We start from the raw sequence: 15,937 nt of genomic DNA on the forward strand, positions 1-15,937 counted from the left end.
GGGCGCGATGCCGTCTTCAGTGTGCGGCGGTGAGGCGGTGGACCCCGCCGACGACCTGCTCGACCCGTCCGTCCGGCAGCACGATCTCCGCCGGGAGCCCGTCCGGCAGGGCCACCTCGAGCGCGAACCCGCCCTCGTCGGTGCGCCACGCCGCCGAGACCGTGCCGTGCGCGGAGGCGTAGGAGGTCTCGGCCCACGTGATGCCCGGCCCCGGAACCGGCTGGATCCGGACCCGGCCGTAGCCGGGAGCCGCGGGCCGGATGCCGCCCACGACCTGGTAGATCCAGTCCGCCACGGCGCCCAGGGCGTAGTGGTTGAAGCTCGTCATCTCGCCGGCATTGATCGTGCCGTCGGGGAGCATGGAGTCCCACCGCTCCCACACGGTCGTCGCACCCATCGTGACGGGGTACAGCCAGGACGGGCAGCCGGTCTCCAGCAGCAGCGCATAGGCCTCCCCGACGTGGCCCGTCTCCGAGAGCGCCCACGTCACGAAGGGTGTGCCGGCGAACCCCGTCGTGACGCGGTAGTCGGCATCGCGCACGATCTCGGCGAGCCGGGCGCCCGCGAACGCTCGGTCATCGTCGTCGAGCACCCCGAACACGATCGCGAGCGCGTACACCGTCGCACAGTCCGAGGTCACGATCCCCCCGTCGACGTAGTGCGCGTTGAAGGCCGTCCGCGTGCGCTCGGCCAGCTCCGCCCACCGCGCGGCATCCTCGGTCTCGCCGATGATCGTCGCCGCCTCCGCCGCGAAGGTCGCCGATCGGTACAGGCATGCGGTGGCGACCACATGCGGGTCGGCCTTCGCTGCGCCGGGCTGGTCCGGAGGCGCATCCGGGTCGAGCCAGTCGCCCAACTGGTGGCCGAGGTCCCAGAGCCCGGTCGGGGAGATGTAGCGCTCCACCGACTCGAGGTGCAGCTTCATCGCGGGGTACTGCGCCGCCAGGCGATCGGCGTCGCCATAGGCGATCCAGAGGGCCTGCGGTACCCAGATCGCGGCGTCCCCCCAGATCGCCGCCGCCGCCCACGGCGGCATGCTGAAGTCCGCCGGGAAGTCCGCGTACTTCAGCACGTCCGGGATCACCAACGGCACACCGCGATCGGGGGAGTGCGCGGTCTCCACGAGCAGGTCGGCGAGCCAGTCGTCGAGGAAGTCCGCGGTGTCGAACTGGAAGCATGCCGATGCCGCGTAGGCGGCGAGGTCGCCCGTCCAGCCCAGGCGCTCGTCGCGCTGGGGGCAGTCCGTGGGAACGCTCAGGAAGTTGCCCTTCTGACCCCAGACCGAGTTGTGGACCAGCTGGTTCACGAGCGGCTCCGAACAGGCGAAGTGCCCAGTCCGCCGCATCTCCGAGTGCACCACGACCGCTTCCAGGCTGTCGACGGCGAGCTCGCCCGGCCACCCGCTGACCTCCGCGTACCGGAAGCCGTGGAACGTCAGCGTCGGTTCGAACGAGTCCTCGTTCCCGGACAGGATGAAGACGTCCCTCGCCTCGGCCGCCCGCAGCGGGCGGATGCCGAGCTCGCCGTCCTCGAGCACCTCGGCGTGGCGGATCTCGATCTCCGTGCCCTCCGCGCCCTGGACCGTGAAGCGGAGCCACCCGACCAGGTTCTGGCCGAAGTCCACCAGGCACCGTCCCGACGGGGACGTCCAGATCGCGACCGGGCTGATGATCTCGTGCCGGAGCACCGGCGGGCCGCTCTGCTGGAACAGCGTGGTGCGATCGATGTCGACCTCGCGCACCCCGAGCGGCGCGCCCTCGTCGAAGCGTCGCCGTGCATCGATCGTCTGCCCGTCGTACAGGGAGTTGCGCGTCGTGTCCGACGCGACGGCGGACCAGCTCGCGTCGGTGGTGATGCGCTGGCTCGAGCCGTCGGCGTAGGCGATGTCCAGGAGGGCCGCGACCGAGATGACCTCGCCGTAGTTCGCGTTCGCGGCGGCGAAGCCGAGGTCGCCCCGGTACCAGCCGTTGCCGAGCACGAGGTCGAGCCGTACCGGGCCCTCTCCGGAGGCGACGAGATCGCTCACGTCGTGCTCCTGGTACGGGAGGCGCCATTCGTACGCGGTCCAGCCCGGGTCGAGGACGGAGTCGGACGCGGGTCGTCCGTCGATGCGGGCTTCGTAGACGCCGTGGGCCGTGGCGCGCAGCACCGCGGCCGTCACCTGCGACCGCGGACGGTCGAGATCGACCTCGGTGGAGAACCGTGGGGCGACGTCGCGGTCCGCCCGTGCCGTGATGAAACGGGCGTTCCCGAGGGGGTCGGTGGTCATTGCGGTCCTCTCCTGGTGGGTCGGGTCGACTCCGCGGCGATCGAGGCGAGTCGCGCGAGCTCGACGGAGCGCGGGTCTGCGCCGCCCGGGTACTGCATCGGCGACGGCACGTACCCGAAGGCGAGCCCCGACGATGGGTCGGCGAATCCGAGCGCGCCTCCGGCGCCGTCGTGGCCGAACGCACCCGGCCCGCCGTACGGCATGCGCGGCCGCGGGAGCATGAACACCATCCCGAAGCGGTTGGGGATGCCGAGCACCCGGTCGGTGCCCCACGAATGCTGCTCCGCCATCTCGGCGAAGACGCCCGGCTCGGCGATGCGCATCGCGCCGTCCGGCAGCGCGGCCGAGTACAGCAGCGACAGCCCCGCTGCGGACCCCACCCCGCCGATGCCGGCGAAGCCGGCTCGGCGCATGGCCGGATTGTTGGTGCTCGTGCCGTCCGGCGACCGGTCGTCCGGCGCAGCGAAGTTGTCGAAGACCGCCTCGGCGATGGCGTCGGCGGGCGGGCGAGCGGCGATCTCGGCCGCCTGCTCGTCGGTCGGCTCCATGTCCCGCACCGGAATGTAGCGCCGGTCCTTCGTCTCGGGGAGGCCGAGGTGGAAGTCCGCGTCGAGCGGCCGGCGGATGGTCGTCTCGTAGACTTCCTGGAGGGTCGTCCCCGTCACGCGGCGGACGAGTTCCTCCATCAGTATGCCGATCGTCACGGCGTGGTAGCCGAACGCGGAGCCGGGACGCCACAGGGGGCGCTGCGCGGCGATCGCCGCGGCCGCCGGGCGCGAGTCGACGAGGTCCTCGAGGGTCAGTCGGCGTTCCACGAGGGGCAGGCCGGCTCGGTGGGAGAGCAGCTGACGTACCGTGACGTCGCCCTTGCCCGCCGTGGCGAACTCGGGCCAGTAGGCGCGGACGCGGCGGTCGGCGACGAGGAGCCCACGATCCAGCAGCATGGCGATGACGAGGGCCGCCACACCCTTGGTCGCCGAGTAGACGCCCGTGACCGAGTCGCGGCCCAGGTCGGGCCCGCCCGCGAGGTCGACGACGGGCTCGCCGTGCCACCGCACGCTCAGCTGGGCGCTGAGCGCCGGCTCGTCCGCGAGGAAGGCGGAGAAGCGGTCGGCGACGGGGCGGAAGCGCGGATCGCACCGCCCGTGCATCACGTCGTGCACCTCAGGATCCTGCGCTCGCCGACGACGTGCTGCGGGTCGCGACCGGCTCCGACGCCTCGACGGTGATGTCCAGGGTCACGGGCAGGTCGGTCACCGAGAAGCCCGCGCGCAGCGCGTACGACCCCGACTCCGTGCGCCATTCGTCGTCCCAGTGCATGAACGCGCGTGCCTCGATCGGGACCTCGACGGCCACGGTCTCGCCCGCGGCCGCCGTTGCCGAGGCGAAGCCGACGAGCCAGCGCACCGGGCGGTCGACGACCGAGGGAGAGACCCGCTCGAGGTACACCTGCGCGACCGTCTTCCCGGTACGGTCGCCGCGATTCGTCAGTCGAAGCGCGACCGTGGCATCCGCTCCGACACGGACCGTCGACGACGCCGACGCCTCGTCGATCGTCCACGTCGTGTATCCCAGGCCGTGGCCGAACGGGTAGGCCGGGACGACGCCCGCTCGGAGCCACGCACGGCTGCCGACGTGCACCCCCTCCGCGTAGTCGAGGACGCCGTCCGTGGGACGTGTTCGGGACACCGGCACGTCGGCCTCGGTATCCGGCCAGGTGACCGGGAGTCGCCCGCCGGGCTCACCGGCGCCGCTGAGCACATCGGCCAGGGCGTCGCCGAACTCCTGTCCCGGGAACCAGCTCACGAGGATCGCCGGGACCTCGTCGCGCCACGGCAGGACCACTGGGGCACCGGCGTTCACCACGACGACCGTCCGAGGGTTCGCCGCCGCGACCGCGCGGACGAGGTCGTCCTGGCGGCCGGGCAGGTCCAGCGAACTGCGGTCGAAACCCTCCGATTCCACCTCCGCCGACGTCGAGACGACCACGACGGCGATCTCGGCGCCGGCGGCCGCGGCCGCCGCCTCGGCGATCAGTTCGTCGGCGTCTCGAGTCGTCGGCGGAATGCCCACGCCGAGCGCGAGCGCGTCCGGCATCGCGCCCGGCACGGGGTGGAACGTCACCGTCACCGGCGTCACCTCGGACGGGGCCGGGACGTCGACGACCTCGGCAGGCGGATGGAGCACGGCGGCCGCGGGATCGTCATCCGGTCCGGTGCGGAGCGAACCCGCGGCGACCTCCACGCCGTCCGCGGCGACGACGTAGTCCGCGAGCCCGACCACGCCGAGTCGCGCGACGTTCCCGTCGCTCCCGTTCCTCCACCGGAAGCTCATCTCGACGGCCGCGGCGGTGACGACCGGTGACTCCGGGTCGAACCCGACGATCCGTGAGGCCACGCGGCGCTCCTCCAGGATGAGGGTGCCCTCGGCGTCGAAGTACCGCACCGTCATCCCCGGCAGGCCCTCAGCGGTGGTGACGTCTCCCGCAGGCAGGTCGGCCACGCCGCGCTGCACGACCGCGCCCAGCGACCAACTCACCGCTGCGTCGGGCCACCGCGTGCCGATCGCCTCGAGCGGCGCGCTGACCGACCCCGGGACGACGGTCGCGCTGCCACCTCCCTGGGTGCGTGCGAACCGAGCGCCTTCACCGATGAGTGCGATCGATCGGGCACCCGCCAAGGGGAGGAGACCGTCGTTCTGGAGCAGCACGGTCCCGGCGATCGACGCCGCCCGCGCGGTGTCGCGGACGGCATGCGGTTCCACGGTCGCGACGCGCCGGCGGGCGGGGACATCGTCGAGCGCTCCCACGCGAGCGGCGAGCGTCAGGATGCGGTCGACCTTCCGATCGACGTGCTCGACGGGGATCCGACCGTCCTCCACCGCGCGCACCAGTTCGTCGCCCCACGGGCCGTTCGGACCCGGCATGACGAGATCCTGCGGATGCCGCGCGCTCTCGAGCGACCGCACTGCGGTCCAATCGCTGACGACGACGCCGTCGAACTCCCACTCGTCGTTGAGCGGCACGGACAGCAGGTCGTTCTCGGAGGCGGTGCGCCCGTTGATCGAGTTGTACGCACTCATGACCAGCCAGCTCCCGCCGTCGACGACGGGGCCTTCGAACGCGCGAAGGTACACCTCGCGGAGTGCGCGATCCGACACGCGGACGTCGACCGTGAACCGATCGGTCTCGGAGTCGTTCGCCACGTAGTGCTTCACGGTCGCGCCGGCGCCGAACGACTGGATGCCGCGCACGTAGCTCGTCGCGAGCACGCTCGTCAGCAGCGGGTCCTCGCTGAACGCCTCGAAGTGCCGACCGCCGTACGGCGTGCGCTGGATGTTGATCGTCGGCGCGAGGACCACGTCGACACCCTTGCGCACGGCTTCGCTGCCGAGCCCTGCGCCGACGCGCTCCACCATGGCCGGGTCCCACGACGCCGCCACCGCCGTGGGCGAGGGGAAGTTGACCGACGGGGAGCGTTCGTCCCACAACGGCCCGCGGATCCCGGCCGGTCCGTCAGAGAGCACCATCGAGCGAAGGCCGATCGAGGGGAGGGGGGTCGTCGACCACGAGTCCCGTCCCGTGAGGAGCGCGACCTTCTCCTCGAGCGTCAGGGACGCGCGAAGCGCTCGGAGGTGGCGTCGGATCTCGTCGTCCACGGTGTCGTCTCCACTTCCTCGTCGGACTCGACGACCGGAAAACCGGTCAACGACATAGTTTCACAGAATCCGCGTCGGTACCATGTCGACATGGCGTCACGTGGTCCCTATGCGAAAGGCCTCGCCAAACGCGGCGAGATCCTCGATGCCGCACTGGAGGAGTTCGGGCGACGCGGATACGACCGCACCTCGATGCGCGAGATCGCACGGCAGACGGGTCTGAGCCAGGCCGGCCTGCTCCACTACTTCAGCACGAAGGAGGAGCTGTTCCTCGCGGTCCTCCGTCGCCGGGACGACCGAGCGACGACGCCCGACGAGTACAGCCACATCCACTCGGTGAAGCGGCTGCTCGGCGCCGTCGCGCGCAATGCGGACGAGCCGGGTCTCGTCCGCCTGTTCGTCTCCATGTCGGCCGAGAGCGTCGACGGCGACGGCATGGCCCACGGGTTCTTCGTCGACCGATATCGGTGGCTGATCGACGAGATCGCGGGCGACATCCGTGCGCAGCAGGAGGCGGGGGAGGCCTCGACGGCCATCGACGCCGAGGACGCCGCGTCGATCCTCGTCGCCGTCGCCGACGGCCTGCAGCTGCAGTGGCTGCTCGACCCGGACGGCGTCGACATGGCCGACCGGATCGCGAAGCTCTGGGCGATCCTGAGGTCGGCCGCCTAGCTGTACCGCCCGCGGCCCGTATTCGGCGCCGGAGACGCGTCGTCCCGGCGCGCCCGTGGGAACGAGCGGGCCGGGACGACGGCGGATGACGGTGCTCAGTCCTCGGTGGTGAGGAGCACCTTGATCGCGCGGCGCTCGTCCATGGCCTTGTAGCCCTCGGCGGCCTCCGAGAGCGGGAGGGTCATGTCGAACACCTTGCCGGGGTCGATCTCGCGCTTCCAGATGCGGTCGATGAGGTCGGGCAGGAACTGGCGGACGGGGGCGGGCCCGCCGTGCAGGTGCACGGTCGCGAAGAACAGCTCGAGACCGGGGATGTCGACGCCGTGCGAGACGCCGACGAAGCCGACGTGTCCGCCGGGGCGGGTCGAGCGGATGGCCTGCATCATGGCCTCCTGGGTGCCCACGGCCTCGACGACGCTGTGCGCGCCGAGTCCGCCGGTGAGCTCCTTGATCTTCGCCACGCCCTCGTCGCCGCGCTCCTCGACGATGTCGGTGGCGCCGAACTCGCGCGCGAGCTTCTGGCGCGACTCGTGGCGGGACATCGCGATGATGCGCTCCGCGCCGAGCTCCTTGGCGGCGAGGATGGCGAGGAGCCCGACCGCGCCGTCGCCGACGACGGCGACGGTCTTGCCGGGGCCGGCCTCGGCGGCCACGGCGCCGAACCAGCCGGTGCCGAGGACGTCCGACGCGGCGAGCAGCGACGGGACGAGGTCGGGATCGGGCATGCCCGGGGTCGCGACCAGCGTGCCGTCGGCCAGCGGGATGCGGGCGAGCTGCGCCTGCGTGCCGCCCATGCCGATGTACTCGGCGTGGACGCAGCGCGACTGGTAGCCCGCCTGGCAGATCTCGCACGTGTTGTCGGAGGCCCAGAAGGACCCGACGACGAAGTCGCCGACCTTGACGGTCTTCACGTCGTCGCCGACCTGCTCGACGATCCCGACGTACTCGTGGCCCATCGGGGTGTCCTGGTGGACCGGCTCCGCGCCGCGGTAGGGCCACAGGTCGGACCCGCAGACGCAGGCGGCGGTGACGCGGATGATCGCGTCGGTCGGGGCGAGGATCTTCGGGTCCTCGCGCTCCTCGTAGCGGATGTCTCCGGGGGCGTGGATGACGGCTCCGTACATGTATCAGTTCTCCTTGCTGTCGTCGTCGTGGGTGAAGACGGTCTTGGCGACGCCCATCGCCGAGAAGCCCTTGGGCCAACCGGTGTAGAACGTCAGGTGGGTGATGGCCTCGACGAGTTCCTGCTCGGTCAGGCCGTTGGCGCGGGCGAAGGCGAGGTGGAAGTTCAGCTGGTCCGCATGCCCCATCGCGGCGAGCGCCGCGACCGTGATCAGGCTGCGGTCCCGCTTGGACAGGTCGGGTCGCTCCCAGACCTCGTCGAACAGCACCGTGTCGGTGTAGTGGGCCAGGCCGGGGGCGAAGTCCCCGAACGCCTGCCGGCCGCCGGTCCATCCGGCCGCGGGGGAATCGGTCATGTGCAGCTCCTTCTTCTCCGGGCGATCGCGCCCGACATCCCCCACTCAACGCCGCTCCGCGCCTGCGCGGGAGTCACCCGTGAAAGGTGTACCGAGAGGGCACCCCTGCCGTGGCATTCGCCGCGTAGCGTCGATTCCCGGCCGAGTCGGTCGGCCGGCCGCTCACGAAGGGAACACCGAATGAACATCGAACCGTCCGTGCCCACCACGAAGAATCCGCCCGAGCAGTTCGCCGGCGATGTCTGGGTGGACCCGATCGTCGTGCCGCACGACGCCGACCAGCGCGCGGTGGTCGCCCGGGTCCGCTTCGCGCCCGGCGGCCGGACCGCCTGGCACTCGCACGCCCGCGGCCAGTACTGCCACGTGACGTCGGGCGTCGCGCGCTTCGGCACCCGCGATGGACGGATCGTCGAGGTGCACCCCGGCCAGACGATCTACACGCCTCCCGGTGAGGACCATTGGCACGCCACAGCGCCCGGCGTGTTCATGGAGCACCTCGCGATCCTCGAGGGCGGCGACGACCCCCGGACCACCACGGTCTGGAAGGAGCACGTCACCGACGACGAGTACGAGGGCCGGGGAATCCCTCCTGCGGCCCCGGCGGCGTAACGTCGAGCCCATGGACAACCGCACTGAGGTCCGCGAGTTCCTGACCTCGCGGCGGGCACGACTCCAGCCCGACGACGTGGGGCTGCCGTCGGGCGGCCATCGGCGCGTGCCGGGGCTGCGCCGCACCGAGGTGGCGATGCTGGCCGGCGTCAGCATCGAGTACTACTCGAAGCTCGAGCGGGGCAACCTCGCCGGGGCCTCGGACTCCGTGCTCGACGCGGTCGCGAGGGCCCTCCGATTGGACGCCGCCGAGCGGGACCACCTCTACGACCTCGCCCGAGCGGCGAACGGTCCGATGACGGCCAAGCCCCGGCGTCGGCCCAAGGAGTGGACCGCGCGGCCCTCGCTGCAGCGGGCGCTCGACGCCATCACGGCCGGTCCCGCCTTCGTGCGCAACGGCCGCATGGACATCCTCGCGGCCAACGCGCTGGCGCGCGAGTTCTACGACGAGGTGTTCGACGCTCCCGGTACCGGCAACCTGGCGCGATACAACTTCCTCGACGAACGTTCGCGCGACTTCTACCCGGACTGGGACGCTGCGGCGGACGTCGTCGTGGCGATCTTGCGGGCCGAGGCGGGTCGTGATCCGTACGACCGGGGACTCCAGGACCTGGTCGGCGAGCTCTCCACGCTGAGCGACGACTTCCGCACCAAGTGGGCCGCGCACAACGTGCGACACCACGGCAGCGGGGTCAAGCCCTTCCACCATCACGCCGTGGGCGATCTCACCCTCGCCTACGAGGGGCTCGAGCTCACCGAGGAGCCCGGGCTCTCGCTCCTCATCTACACCGCGGAGGCCGGCTCGGCCTCGGAGCAGAACCTGCGGTTGCTCGCCAGCCTCGCCGCGACCCGCGAGGTGCCCGTCGCCGGGCGCGACGCAGCGGTCGCGGAGGACGAGCGCCGATGAGCGGATCCGAAGGTCAGACGGCGGCGAGGAATGCCCGGACGCGCTCCATGAGCAACGCCGCCGCCTCCGGGTCGTAGGCGTCGAGCGAGGAGTCGGCGAAGAGGTGCTCGTCGCCCGGGTAGACGAAGAGCTCGGCGGATGCCGCGCCGGCCGCGAGCTCGCGGGCGGCGGGCAGGTCCTCCTGGAAGAACTCGTCGCCCTCCTTGCCGTGGATCTGCACGGGCACCGCGTCGGGCCAGGCCGTGCCGAACTCGGAGACCGGGATGCAGGAGGAGATGAGCAGCGCCGCTCGCGCGCCGGGCCGGGTCTGCGCGAGCTGCTGCGCGATCGTCACGCCGAAGGAGAACCCGGCGTAGACGAGGTCGGGGCCGAGCTCGCCGGCCGCGGCGGTGCCGCGCTCCCGGATCGCGTCGAACCCCGCTTCGCGCGCGAAGGCGAACCCCTCGTCGATGCTGCCGAAGGTGCGGCCGTCGAACAGGTCGGGGACGTGCACGGTGTGGCCGTCCTGACGGAGTTCGTCGGCGAACGCGCGCACGCCCTCGGTCAGCCCCTGGATGTGGTGGTAGAGCAGTACGTCAGCCATTCAGCCACGACCTTCCCCGAATGATCGAAATTACTGGAACATTCCGTGATGCTAGTCTGATCGGCCATGGCGGACAACCCCCCGGACTACGAGCTGGCCGATCGGATGGCGTTGACCACTCCGGCCCAGGTCAGGGCCATCGGCCATCCGCTCCGCACCACCATCCTGCAGCTCCTCCACGAGCGCGCCGCGACCGTCACCGAGCTCGCCGCCGCCGTCGAACGACCGAAGAGCACGGTCGCGCACCACGTCGACGTGCTCGCCCGGAACGGACTGCTCCGAGTCGTCCGCACGCGCCGGGTGCGAGCGATCGAGGAGCGCTTCTACGGGCGCACCGCGCGCCTGTTCTTCGTGGCCGCCGAGCCGTCGTCGGCGGGCGAGGCGATGCCGGTCGACTTCAACGACTTCGAGGTCGCAGCGCGCGAGTCGGCGACGGCATTCGAGCAACGACGGCTCTGGGGCTTCATCCGGCACGCCCGCATCTCCGAGGACCAGGCGTCGCAGTTCTGGGAGCGGATGGTCGAACTCGTCGCCGAGTTCGACCGCCTGCCGCGGTCCGGCGAGACCGTGTACGGCTTCGCGATCGGCGTCTACCCCACCGACCACCCGGTGCTGCCGGGCGCGGAATGACGCCCGGGCGCTGCGCGCGCGTCGCCGCGACCCCGCGTCATCCGTCGTCGGCGATCCGCTGGAACAGGATGTGGTCCTGCCAGGTGCCGGCGATCTGCAGGTAGCGCGGCGCGTAGCCGATCCGCTCGAAGCCGTTCTTCTCGAGCACGCGCTGCGACCCGAGGTTGTGGGGGAGCGTGGCCGCCTGCACGCGATGGAGGCCGAGCTCGCCGAACGCGAGGCCGAGGGTCGCCCGCGCGGCATCCGTCGCCAACCCGCGGCCGTTCGCCGATGACGCGACCCAGTAGCCGAGGTTCGCCGACAGGAACGGACCGCGCACGATCCCGCTCAGGACCATCGAGCCGACGATGGCCCCGTCGTCGTCGAGGATGACGAGCGGCAGGGAGTCGCCCGCCTCGTGCCGACGGAGCGAGGCGGCGATGATCTCGGCCTGGCCGGCGACGGTGGTGAATCCGTCGGGTCGCACCGGCTCCCACGGCGCGAGGAACTCCCGTTCGCGCGTGCGCACCGCGGAGAGCTCCTCGGCGTCGCCGGGTCGCATCAGCCGGACGCGCTCGATCCCCACGGTCCGAGCGTACCCAGCGCCCGACGCGGCGCTAGGCGGAACCGGGCGTGGCCGACGCCGCGGCCGCGGACGCGTCGATGCACACGACGCCCGTGTTGCCGTCCTGATCGGCGATGACGATGAGCGACGGTGCCTCGCTGTCGTCGACGACGGTCCCGCCCGCGGCGAGGGCGGCGGCGATGCGCTGCGGAGCCGCCTCGGGCGCCACGTAGACCTCGACGTGGAACCGCTGGCGCGGAGCCGTCGGCTCGTCGTCGTCCCCGAACCACAGGTTCGGCACCCGTCCCGCGGGGTCGCGGATCTCGTCGCTGGGCGAACCGTGACCCTGCGCCTCGGCGTTCCCCGTGAGGAGCGCGGCCCATACCGGTGCGATGGTCGCGGAGTCCGCCGTGTCGAGGCCGAGCTCGATGACGCTGACCGACGCCGGATCGGCGGCGAGCCCATGGTCGGCGGCGATCTCGGTGGTCCGCCGCGCGAGGTCGACGTCCTGCTGCGTCACCCACTCGACGAGGTGCTCGGTGCCCTCGTCGTCGCGGTAGACGGCGTCGGCGCTGATCAGCTTCAAGTCGACGTAGCCCTCGCCCATCGACACGATCGGGTGGTGCCCGACTGCGTCGCCCGCCTCGCCGACCGCGACCACGAACCGTGCGCCGGCGCCGAAGTCGTCGACCAGGTATCTCGCGTGGAGCCCCTGGGCCAGCTTGCGCCAGTCGGTCAGCCCGGCCTCCGCGATCTCATGTCCCCGCAGCATGTCCATACCGGGGGACCCTAGCCGTGATCGCGCCGATGCGCGCGGGTCGTCGCGTGGCCGCCGGACGTCCCCGGCGTCGGCGCCCGGCCCCATGGGTCGATGGAACGGTTCATTCTGATAGCGATTTCAGGAAGTTTGATAGCGATTTCAGAATCTTCTTGATAGCGGTTTCAAAATCAAGTACCGTGTCGTCTTGAAACCGCTATCAAGCGACCGGATCCGCTGGTCGCACGCTCCGCGAAGATGAGGAATGTCGTGACCGATCAGCTGACCGTCGTGGCCGACCAGGTGAACTGGGGCGGTCCCCGGCTCGGGCTCGTCCTCGAGTGGGGAGCCGACGCACCGGTTCGCGTGACCGGTCTGCGCCGGCGAGGACAGCTCATTCCCGTCCACCCGGTGCCGTTCGTCGAGATCGTGACGACGGACCGGGGTCACGTCCCCGCATCCGATCGGCTGGCCCACACCGAGGTCGGGGCCATGCTGCGGTACGTCGATCACTCGCAGGAGTCGGACCGGCTGGCGGACCGGTTGACGATCCGCCAGTCGGCGCCCGGGCTGGAGGCCGACCTCACGCTCGAGTCGTTCAGGGCGGCCGATGCCGCGATCCGCGCGACCGTGGAGGTGCGCTCGACCGACGACACGATCGTCCTTCGGTCGGTCACCTCGTGGTCCTCGGGCTTCACCCCGGTCGACACCGGTTCCGACGAGAAGTTCGCGGGCTGGCAGCGCATCTCGGGCACGAGCGACTGGCTGGGCGAGGGGCGCTGGACGCGCACCCCGCTCCGCGGGCCGGAGTTCCCCCATCTGGCCGAGAGCCTGACCGGACACGATCCGCGGGGTGCGTGGGCTGCCACGTCCGACGGCACCTGGTCCACCGGGCGCGACCTCCCGGTCGGGGCGCTGGAGTCCATCCCGCTCGACCTGGGCATCGCGTGGCAGGTCGAGCACAACGGCGCCTGGCGCTGGGAGATCGGGGAGGACACCGACGGCGGGTACATCAGCCTGTCCGGCCCGACCGACGACGACTCGGCCTGGACCCGCGTGCTGCGGCCCGGTGAGTCGTTCCGGACGGTGCCGGCGACCATCGCCGTCGGTGACGACTTCGTGCACGCGGTCGCCGCGCTCACCGATTTCCGACGCGCCGCTCGCCGCGCTCACCCCGACAACACGGCGATGCCCGTCGTCTTCAACGACTACATGAACACCCTCGACGGCGACCCGACCACCGACAAGCTGCTTCCGCTCGTCGAGGCGGCCGCGAAGGTCGGCGCCGAGATCTTCTGCATCGACGCCGGGTGGTACGACGACAGCGGGCACTGGTGGGACTCGGTCGGGGAGTGGGCGCCCTCGACCACCCGGTTCCCCGGTGGCCTCGCCGAGGTCATCGACGCGATCCGGGACAAGGGCATGGTCCCCGGGCTGTGGTTGGAACCCGAGGTGATCGGCGTGCGCAGCCCCGTCGCGGCCGCGCTCCCGCCGGAGGCGTTCCTCCAGCGCCACGGCCGGCGCCTCGTCGAGCACCATCGATACCACCTCGACCTGCGCCACCCCGCGGCGATCGAGCACCTCGATGCCGTCGTCGACCGGCTCGTCCGCGACTTCGGCATCGGGTTCTTCAAGTTCGACTACAACATCAATCCCGGACCCGGCACCGACCACGCCGCCGACAGTGTGGGTGACGGCCTGCTCCAGCACAATCGCGCGCTGCTCGCCTGGCTCGACCGACTCCTGGACCGGTACCCGGACCTCGTCATCGAGAACTGCGCGTCCGGCGCCATGAGGATGGACTTCGCGATGCTCTCCCGCCTCGCGATGCAGTCCACCTCCGACCAGCAGGACTTCACGAAGTACCCGCCGATCGCGGCATCCGCACCGATCTCGCTCCTGCCCGAGCAAGCGGCGAGCTGGGCGTACCCGCAGCCCGAGATGTCCGACGAGGCGGTCGCGTTCTGCCTCGTGACGGGCCTGCTCGGCCGGTTCTACGTCTCCGGATACCTCAACCGCATGGACGCGCGTCAGCTGGCCCTCGTCGCCGAGGCGGTTGCGACCGCCAAGTCGCTGCGAGAGCCCATCGCCACCGGACATCCGTACTGGCCCGCCGGCCTGCCGGGGTGGACCGACCCATGGCTCGCCCTCGGCGTCCGCGGGCGCGACGCGGACCTCGTCTCGATCTGGCGACGCGGTGGGCCCACGACGACGTCGCTGCGCTTCCCGCACCTCGTCGGTCGCGACATCCGTGCCACGACCGTCTTCCCCATCGACCTTCCGGAATGGCGTACCGAATGGGATGCCGCGACCGGGACCTTGAACGTGCACGCGCCCGATGCCGACATCGCCGCGCGCACCCTGCGCCTCACCGTCCGAACCGAGAGCCGGGCATAGAGGCCTGCATCACGATCCGGTCACCCAGGACCGGATAATCACACAGGAGGAGAAATTCAATGAAGAACACCTTCCGCGGTGCGGCGGTCGTCGCCGCCGTCGCCGCGCTCGCCCTCGCCGGCTGCTCCGATCCCGGAGCCGGCGACACGACCGGGGACGCGTCGCCGGCCGAGTGGCCCGCGCAGGACACCGATCTCAGCGGCACCACGCTCACCATCTGGGCCGCGCAGAATTCCAACACCGTGCCCGACAGCGTGGTCGCGGGATTCGAGGAGCTCACCGGTGCGACCGTCGAGGTCGTCACGATCCCCGACCCCTACGAGCAGGGCGTCCAGACGAAGGTCGCGACCGGCGACACGCCGGACCTCGCCTTCTGGCAGCCGACCGCCTCGCAGCTCACCGCCCTGAATGCGAAGACGAACCTGCAGCCGCTCGACGGCGCGCCGTGGCTCGATTCGTACACGCCCGCGCTGCGTGACATCACCGGCATCCTCGACGACACGCGGTACGCCACGCTCATCACGACCCCCGCGGTCGAGGGTGTCTACTACAACAAGCAGGTCCTCGAGGAGGCCGGGATCGCCGACCTCCCGACGGACTGGGACTCGTTCATCGAGCTCGGCCGCGAGCTGAAGTCGCAGGACATCACCCCGTTCTACGAGATGGGCGCCGACCGCTGGGCCACCCAGTGGTGGGTCCAGGTCCAGCTCGCGGATGCCGCGGCCGACGGCCTGTGGGACCGCGTGAACACGAACGAGGAGAAGTTCACCGACCCGACGATCCAGGACGCGATCGACGAGTACAACGGGCTGATCGAGGAGGGCCTCTTCAATGAGGACATCAAGACCGCCACATTCGAGGACCAGGGTGCCGCACTGCTCGCCGGTGACGCCGCCATGGTCGTGCAGGTGAACTCGTTCTTCGGACAGCTCCAGTCCCTCGCCGACACCGCCGAGCTGGACGAGAAGATCGGATTCTTCCCGATCTCGCCGTCCGGCAACGTCGGCACGTTCATCCCCGACCAGTCGAACGCGCTCGTGGCGTTCAAGACCGGGGACGCCGACCGTGAGGCCGCCGCGCGCCAGCTGCTGTCGTACTGGCTGGGCGACGGGTACGCCGACTTCGTCGACGCGCAGTCGACCGTGTCGCTGCAGGACGGCGTCCAGACGCCTGTCAGCGTGCCCCAGGCGCTGTTGTCCGTCAGCGACTCGCTCGGCGACTCCGTCGGCTCGATGCAGGCGCTCGCCATCGCCAACCCCGACCTGTACATCTTCCTGGCCGACATGATCCAGGGCACGAAGACGCCGGTCGAGGTCGCCGAGGCCACCCAGAGCCAGTTCGCGGAGCTCGCGAAGGCTCAGGGCGCGGCCGGCTTCTGACCCGGACTCCGGGGGCGCCGGCCGCGCCGGCGCCCCCGGATCCACGAACGCAAAG

At 71.1% G+C, this 15,937-nt stretch carries 14 protein-coding genes; 6 read left to right on the forward strand and 8 right to left on the reverse strand.

Features of this window, described 5'->3' with window-relative positions:
* Positions 1-16: 16 nt before the first annotated feature.
* Genes ABD230_RS10880 through ABD230_RS10890 form a run of 3 tightly spaced genes read right to left on the reverse strand, consistent with a single transcriptional unit; the run spans position 17 to position 5,926 of the window.
* Entirely contained in the window at positions 17-2,269 is a 2,253-nt protein-coding gene (locus ABD230_RS10880; RefSeq protein ID WP_344373142.1) for an alpha-L-rhamnosidase, read from the reverse strand.
* Entirely contained in the window at positions 2,266-3,432 is a 1,167-nt protein-coding gene (locus ABD230_RS10885; protein ID WP_344373145.1) for a serine hydrolase domain-containing protein, read from the reverse strand. The genes ABD230_RS10880 and ABD230_RS10885 overlap by 4 nt, the downstream gene beginning before the upstream one ends.
* Before the next feature lies 1 nt (position 3,433).
* Positions 3,434-5,926, reverse strand: a complete 2,493-nt coding sequence (locus ABD230_RS10890) for a beta-glucosidase family protein (protein ID WP_344373148.1) — start codon at positions 5,924-5,926, stop codon at positions 3,434-3,436.
* A gap of 90 nt (positions 5,927-6,016) precedes the next feature.
* Here ABD230_RS10890 and ABD230_RS10895 point away from each other — a divergent pair, with 90 nt between their 5' ends.
* Positions 6,017-6,598: a TetR family transcriptional regulator gene (locus ABD230_RS10895; RefSeq protein WP_344373151.1), complete on the forward strand. Its 582-nt coding sequence runs from the start codon at positions 6,017-6,019 to the stop codon at positions 6,596-6,598.
* Positions 6,599-6,693: 95 nt separating this feature from the next.
* Here ABD230_RS10895 and ABD230_RS10900 read toward each other — a convergent pair whose 3' ends face one another.
* Both ABD230_RS10900 and ABD230_RS10905 read right to left on the reverse strand, forming a co-directional pair.
* A complete protein-coding gene (locus ABD230_RS10900; protein ID WP_344373154.1) occupies positions 6,694-7,722 on the reverse strand; it encodes a zinc-dependent alcohol dehydrogenase family protein in 1,029 nt (342 codons plus the stop codon).
* 3 nt (positions 7,723-7,725) lie between these two features.
* On the reverse strand, positions 7,726-8,076 hold the full coding sequence (locus ABD230_RS10905) for a carboxymuconolactone decarboxylase family protein (protein WP_344373157.1): 351 nt from the start codon (positions 8,074-8,076) through the stop codon (positions 7,726-7,728).
* A 180-nt stretch (positions 8,077-8,256) separates the two neighbouring features.
* Between ABD230_RS10905 and ABD230_RS10910 the strand changes: the two genes are divergently transcribed.
* Together ABD230_RS10910 and ABD230_RS10915 are read left to right on the forward strand one after the other, a co-directional pair.
* The gene (locus ABD230_RS10910; protein WP_344373160.1) at positions 8,257-8,685 is read left to right on the forward strand and encodes a cupin domain-containing protein; all 429 of its coding nucleotides are present in this window, start codon (positions 8,257-8,259) and stop codon (positions 8,683-8,685) included.
* A 10-nt stretch (positions 8,686-8,695) separates the two neighbouring features.
* Positions 8,696-9,592: a helix-turn-helix domain-containing protein gene (locus ABD230_RS10915; protein ID WP_344373163.1), complete on the forward strand. Its 897-nt coding sequence runs from the start codon at positions 8,696-8,698 to the stop codon at positions 9,590-9,592.
* Positions 9,593-9,605: 13 nt separating this feature from the next.
* Here ABD230_RS10915 and ABD230_RS10920 read toward each other — a convergent pair whose 3' ends face one another.
* Positions 9,606-10,175, reverse strand: coding sequence for a dienelactone hydrolase family protein (locus ABD230_RS10920; protein WP_344373166.1), 570 nt, complete (start codon positions 10,173-10,175; stop codon positions 9,606-9,608).
* Between the two features lie 66 nt (positions 10,176-10,241).
* On the opposite strand from ABD230_RS10920, the gene ABD230_RS10925 reads away from it, so the two are divergent.
* Positions 10,242-10,805: an ArsR/SmtB family transcription factor gene (locus ABD230_RS10925; RefSeq protein WP_344373171.1), complete on the forward strand. Its 564-nt coding sequence runs from the start codon at positions 10,242-10,244 to the stop codon at positions 10,803-10,805.
* Between the two features lie 37 nt (positions 10,806-10,842).
* Here ABD230_RS10925 and ABD230_RS10930 read toward each other — a convergent pair whose 3' ends face one another.
* Both ABD230_RS10930 and ABD230_RS10935 read right to left on the reverse strand, forming a co-directional pair.
* Complete coding sequence (locus tag ABD230_RS10930; protein ID WP_344373174.1) at positions 10,843-11,370, reverse strand: GNAT family N-acetyltransferase; 528 nt, start codon at positions 11,368-11,370, stop codon at positions 10,843-10,845.
* 31 nt (positions 11,371-11,401) lie between these two features.
* On the reverse strand, positions 11,402-12,127 hold the full coding sequence (locus ABD230_RS10935; RefSeq protein ID WP_344373176.1) for a VOC family protein: 726 nt from the start codon (positions 12,125-12,127) through the stop codon (positions 11,402-11,404).
* A 249-nt stretch (positions 12,128-12,376) separates the two neighbouring features.
* On the opposite strand from ABD230_RS10935, the gene ABD230_RS10940 reads away from it, so the two are divergent.
* Positions 12,377-14,503: a glycoside hydrolase family 36 protein gene (locus tag ABD230_RS10940; protein ID WP_344373179.1), complete on the forward strand. Its 2,127-nt coding sequence runs from the start codon at positions 12,377-12,379 to the stop codon at positions 14,501-14,503.
* A 59-nt stretch (positions 14,504-14,562) separates the two neighbouring features.
* Positions 14,563-15,882 carry an ABC transporter substrate-binding protein gene (locus ABD230_RS10945; RefSeq protein ID WP_344373181.1) on the forward strand — a complete coding sequence of 440 codons (1,320 nt, stop codon included), beginning with the start codon at positions 14,563-14,565 and terminating at the stop codon, positions 15,880-15,882.
* Positions 15,883-15,937: the final 55 nt, after the last annotated feature.

Source organism: Agromyces tropicus (assembly GCF_039531345.1).
Lineage (GTDB): Bacteria > Actinomycetota > Actinomycetes > Actinomycetales > Microbacteriaceae > Agromyces > Agromyces tropicus.